Genomic DNA, 5,276 nt, shown 5'->3' with positions numbered 1-5,276 from the left:
GCGGGTTCGTCTTCAACTCGATCCACAACGTCCAGGCATGCACCCCGGTTCGGAATATAATGGCGATGATCGACGCCGTCCGGGAATTCAATGGAATCACGAAGCGCGATACGAGGCATTAATGACTGACCTTAAGAGACTCTACGATGCGATTTTAGACGGCGACGCCAAGACGGCGACCGCAGTCACCAAGGAGGCGCTTGCCGAAGGCGTAAACCCTCTCGACCTGGTGACCAATCACATGGTTCCCGCCATGGACGAGGTGGGGAAGCGGTTCGAGTGCGAGGAGTACTTCGTGCCGGAACTGCTGATTTCGGCGCGCGCCATGAAGGGGGCCCTGGAACTGATCCGGCCGCTGCTGGCGGCGCAAGGCAGCGAGCCGGTGGCGCGCGTGGCCATCGGCACGGTGAAGGGCGACCTGCACGATATCGGCAAGAACCTGGTAGCGTCGATGCTCGAAGGCGGCGGGTTCGAGGTGATAGACCTGGGGGCAGACGTATCGCCCGACAAGTTTGTGGCCGCGGTGAAGGAGCGGGGCGCCAACCTGATTTGCCTCTCGGCTCTCCTGACTGTGACCATGCCCGCCATGAAAACCACCATCGAGGCACTCACCAATGCCGGCGTGCGGGGCAAGATCAAGATCATGGTGGGCGGTGCTCCGGTAACGCCGCAGTATGCCACCCAGATCGGGGCGGACGGTTACGGCGAAAACGCCATCTCCGCCGTCAGCCTGGCGCGGCAGCTCGTAGCACAAGGTTCAGAAGCCTCCGCGTAAGCTGTACTCCAGCATCCGGCCGCTGCCCGGGGCGGCCGGATTCGTCCGTCGGGTTCCTGCTATAATCGTCTTCCCGCGAGTCCCCAAGCATGAGCCTTATTCCGCCGGAATCCGCCGTCATCGCCACCCTCGTCCACAACCTGCGGCAGCCGCTCAGCACCATCGAAACCTGCGCGTTTTTTCTACGCATGGTCCTCGACGGCACGGCGGATCCGCGCGTCTCAGAGAACCTGGAGCTAATTGAGCGCCAGATCGCCGAAGCGCAACGCATCCTGCTGGCGGCCGGTGTTCAAGCCAGCGGCGAGAGCCACTGCCTCATGAAGGCCGAGAGCGCGGGCGGGGTGTAAAGCGTACCGGAGTTCTCTTCAACTCGGAAACTACGAGCCGATCCCACCCGCCACGGCGCTTACCTCCCGGTAACCCATATAGCACTCCCGAGCCGTGGCAGCCGATTCGGACTTGCCGATCTACGGGGTGGGCGTTTTGCGGAAACTTGCCGATCCGAGGAATCCGCGGACACCAGCCGACTTCTCGTTCCGGATCTGACGTGCGGGTTGCCGGCGCCATTTCCGGCTTCCGAAGCCCGAGATTTATCGGCGAGGGCGTCTCCCCGGTCTCCCTGACGAGATAATTGGGGCAGGTGCTTCTTTATGACGCAGACCACAACACGTCTTCGACAGTTCGCAATCGGCCGTGCCGCTGTAGGCGCCAATGCGTTGGGTGCGCTCGCAGTCGGCGCATTTGCGTTAGGCGCGCTGGCCATTGGCCGTCTCGTCATCGGCAAACTGACCGTCGGTAAAACGAATCTAAAGTCCGCCTCGATTGAAGATCTTACGATCGGGCGCCTACAGGTCCGTGAGCTTACCGTGACCGGCTCGCTGACTGCTCCGGCTGCGAATCTGCTCGGTGATCCGGAAGGCGGCTCCCGATGAGCGTTCAGGCCGGCGCACGCCATCCCCGAAGGGTGTCCTCTCCGTCGCAATAGGTTTCGAGTCGAAATGCCGACTTGTCGTTCCTAATCCGGCCCTCGCACTTCCCAGCGACTGCACGTCCAGGTGCTAGAAGCTAGATTAATCCGACGGATCTCGGACGATCTCATCGACGAGATTCTGGAGTTCCCTGACCGCTGCAGAATAGGCGTCTGCATCCAAGCCATATCTGAGGTGGATACCTCTCCAAATCTCTTGCGCATTTGGAACAAACACGGGATCCCCGCTGAACCCAAAGACCTTCTCTGCGGTCACGAGTAAATTGGCCCCTAACCAGCCCCCGTGCCCAATCTCGCGAACGGTGCTGTCACGCCGAAACAGTTTCACCCATACGTATTTGGGCCGCCCGATAAGCGGCACCGTTCGCGATAGGCCGTCCGGCTTCGACCAGTGCAGCCGCGACCTGGTTTCCCGGATGATGCAGCGGGTTATCTCCCGAAGTATACGTACGTTTGTTGCGTCACTCTCGTCAACAAGCACCGCTGTCACTTCTAAACGGATCCATCGACCCGCACTTCGGTCTTCGACCGAACGAATGATGTATCGAGTGCGGGTCCGCAGGAATCCTGCCGCACGAAGGCGCGCTGATGCGTCTTCACGCGCGAGGTGGAGATTCGCTCTCAGCAGAATGCTGGCACTCCTGATTTTCAACGACAAACTGCTTTCGTCGTACCATAGAAGGCTCGGATCGGGCAGCGCTTCCGAAAGCCGCTCCAATGGCGCATTTTCCTGTGTCAAAGACGCTAGCTTTGAAGGCTCAATCGCTAGCGTGGATGTAATTTGCTTCCCAGGGTGAGCAATGGTGAAAAGGAACCGTTGATAGTCACGCGCCCCAAAGCGCCAGAGGTTCAGCGACACCCTTGAACAATCTGCTATGAGCGCGGTCCTCGACCGGCACGCCGAGTACACTGACAGATGGAGTTGCCTCCCGGTTCGCGGATAGTCCGACTCGACGACGTCTAGCACCGAAAAGCCAGGGTGTTCGGCGGCGACTTCGGAGAACAACACCGCCAGGCGACTTGGGGGGAGGAACGTTGTCCCTAGCCGTTCTAGATGTTCTCCAACAAATACTATCGAAGCGAGAACAAGGCTATTGCATGTCATCCACAGCCGGTCCAGTTCATGGAGCAAGTCTGAAGCCAGCAGTTCCGCCTTGCTTTCCATCGGACCGTAATGGATTCCATTGCCAGTAAACACTACCTGTCCATGCGCGATTCCGTTGCGGATATCGTCACGGTATCCAGTCGCCAATATAGCCTGACGCTTGCTTTCAAGCACGGCGAGCGCAGAGCGCAGGTCAAACGCTCCGCCAACGCTCTTCTTCTTCAGGATTCCCCAAAACAGATGCAGAACATTGCCGAAAATGTGCTCAGCCCTACGCAGGTACTCAGGGTGATGAAGTGTCACTATTCGAATAAGCTCAACTGTGCTGGGGAACGAGATCGGGCGTTCATCTTGTGACGCGGGCACGTCACGCAACCATTCTTTCATGCCCGTATCAATCGCATGCCGGTGCGTATGCAAAGATTGCAGCGTTCGGTCTGGATCTGCCTGCAGTGTCTCGAGAGCGGTTTGAAACACACTTCGATCCCAGTAATTCCAAGGCCGTCTCTTTATCACGTGTCCTAAAACCTGAAACAGAAAAGAATCAGGCGCCACCTTCAAGTATGCTCCGAAGGTTGATCGCCCCCGGCTAACTTCTGTTTGGGCTGAAGCTCGGCCAAGGATGTTCTCGCTCAGGAAAGAGTGCAGCACATCTGCAGTATCGAACAGGAATCTTTCAAGCGCCACGTGCATGGTTGTTGCAGTACGTGAATCGATACGGCGAGGCGAGGCATGCGACAAATAACTGTGGATCCGGAAGGGCGATCAGGAGTATCGCACTTGGCCGCATAACGCACATTTCGCGTGTTTGCCGGCCGCGCTGTTCCGAAGTTCGCTTCTGGACTCTTGCCGAGCGGACGTTCGGGCGACATAGGCGCGCGTCGAGACCGCAGATACCAGACTGACGGCATAAGTTTTGGGACAATTTGTAAATGCGGGAGGGCGGAAAACCAGCACGCCTGAAGTTGTTCGCACAACTCGAAGCGGACCTGCGCCGGAATGTCATCGGCAAGCAAGGCGTTATTCTGTGTCCACTATGCCTGGGGGAGTTCGGTCTCGACGCCGCCGAAAGCGGATTGCTCACTGAGGAGCATGTTATACCCAAGAGCACTGGCAATTGCAAGGTGACCTTGAGTTGCAAAAGATGTAATAGCACTCTTGGGTATGAGATCGACGAGCAGATTGCGCGAAAAGTCAGGCTCGACCGAGGGTTCAAAGAAAACGCCAAAATGAAAGGCAGGCTTAAATGGGCCGAAGGCGGCGCGCCGGTCGATTTCGAGTATCGGGTCAAGGATGGGATTCATTTCCACGTCAAGCCCACAACGCAGAAAATGGCAGAATCCTTGATGGAGCGTGCCCACCAGCATAATTCCGGTGAACGCCCTATTCGCATCCGATTGATGACTGGCCTGCGACGGGAGGATTTTCTGGCCGCTGTCGCCAAGGCGGCCTACCTCGGGCTGTTCGTGGATCGCGGTTACGGCTATATCCTGCTGCCATCCTTAGAACCGATCCGCAAAGCAATCAGGGAAGAAGGGGTTGACCGCGCCCGGCTGTCGGACGTCATCGTGCCATGCGAAATCTCCGGTTTTTCGCAGCTTCCCGGAGCCCCTGACCGATTGACATTCGAGACGCATTCCCTACGTGGTGTGCCCGTCTGCCTGTCGCTTATCAACCTCAAGAATTCCTCAGGCGCGGCATGGGTCGTCCTTCCGCCAGGAGTATCTCCTAATACGGGCTCTTGGGACGGCCTCGCCCGAGCTGCAGAGAAGCTTCATGGCAAGGACAATATGGAAGTTAGCATCAAGCCAGGCGGGGAGGTAGAAGTACGCGGGCTGTAGGAGTTAGGCAATCGGCGCTGAGCGCCACGCGCGCCGAGGCCGAGCTCACCGACCGTCAACGCGTCAAAACGATAACGGCCCGCGAATGTCCAGCCCCGGAAGGATAGGGACCGAGAAACGCCCTTGCAGTCGGCGATACCTTACTCACTTTGACGGTTTGTCCCCCTTGCGGAGAAGTGATCAGGTCCGGCCGCACGAAGACTGGGCTGTAGCCTTGGAGACGAAGCAATAGGTGTTGCGGAACCAGGGGACAGTTTGAGCTGGTTCTATGCTGATCGAACGGGCGTTCACCCCGCAGGAAAGAACCGCTGCCTTACGAAGGCCGAGAGCGCGGGCGGGGTGTAAACCGGCGGCGAAGCGGCGAACCGCGGTTTCGACTCCCAAAGGCCCTGGGGAATATCCTTCCATTTCGGCGAACTCAGCCCGTGATCGATTACGACGACGGCATCGGCGCGGTCCAGGTAGCGCGCGGCCGAGGGTTTGAAATCTTCGCAGGCAAAATCCAGCACCATGATGTAGAGATCCGGCTCAAGGAACTCCAGGATGCTGTTGGATTCGATGATGGTG

Annotated in this window: 6 protein-coding genes; 4 read left to right on the top strand and 2 right to left on the bottom strand. The window is 58.3% G+C overall.

Going from position 1 to position 5,276, the window contains the following annotated elements:
• Positions 1 to 121: 121 nt before the first annotated feature.
• From VN577_23850 to VN577_23840, 3 genes are all read left to right on the top strand, one after another.
• Positions 122 to 775 (top strand): corrinoid protein, encoded by a 654-nt coding sequence (locus VN577_23850; GenBank protein HWR17884.1) that lies wholly within the window; start codon positions 122 to 124, stop codon positions 773 to 775.
• An 89-nt stretch (positions 776 to 864) separates the two neighbouring features.
• Positions 865 to 1,122 (top strand): hypothetical protein, encoded by a 258-nt coding sequence (locus VN577_23845; protein ID HWR17883.1) that lies wholly within the window; start codon positions 865 to 867, stop codon positions 1,120 to 1,122.
• 303 nt (positions 1,123 to 1,425) lie between these two features.
• The gene (locus VN577_23840) at positions 1,426 to 1,707 is read left to right on the top strand and encodes a hypothetical protein (protein ID HWR17882.1); all 282 of its coding nucleotides are present in this window, start codon (positions 1,426 to 1,428) and stop codon (positions 1,705 to 1,707) included.
• 138 nt (positions 1,708 to 1,845) lie between these two features.
• Here VN577_23840 and VN577_23835 read toward each other — a convergent pair whose 3' ends face one another.
• Positions 1,846 to 3,345, bottom strand: coding sequence for a hypothetical protein (locus VN577_23835; GenBank protein ID HWR17881.1), 1,500 nt, complete (start codon positions 3,343 to 3,345; stop codon positions 1,846 to 1,848).
• A 455-nt stretch (positions 3,346 to 3,800) separates the two neighbouring features.
• On the opposite strand from VN577_23835, the gene VN577_23830 reads away from it, so the two are divergent.
• A complete protein-coding gene (locus VN577_23830; GenBank protein ID HWR17880.1) occupies positions 3,801 to 4,709 on the top strand; it encodes an HNH endonuclease in 909 nt (302 codons plus the stop codon).
• A gap of 287 nt (positions 4,710 to 4,996) precedes the next feature.
• Here VN577_23830 and VN577_23825 read toward each other — a convergent pair.
• On the bottom strand, positions 4,997 to 5,276 hold a 280-nt coding region (locus VN577_23825), incomplete at its 5' end, for a hypothetical protein (GenBank protein HWR17879.1).

The organism is Terriglobales bacterium, from assembly GCA_035561515.1.
GTDB lineage: Bacteria > Acidobacteriota > Terriglobia > Terriglobales > Acidobacteriaceae > DATMXP01.
This window is presented reverse-complemented; position numbering and strand designations above follow the sequence as displayed.

Excerpts from the sequence above, each read along its gene's own strand:
- VN577_23850 (HWR17884.1), top strand. The coding sequence starts at position 122 with ATGACTGACCTTAAGAGACTCTACGATGCGATTTTAGACGGCGACGCC.
- VN577_23845 (HWR17883.1), top strand. The coding sequence starts at position 865 with ATGAGCCTTATTCCGCCGGAATCCGCCGTCATCGCCACCCTCGTCCAC.
- VN577_23840 (HWR17882.1), top strand. The coding sequence starts at position 1,426 with ATGACGCAGACCACAACACGTCTTCGACAGTTCGCAATCGGCCGTGCC.
- VN577_23830 (HWR17880.1), top strand. The coding sequence starts at position 3,801 with ATGCGGGAGGGCGGAAAACCAGCACGCCTGAAGTTGTTCGCACAACTC.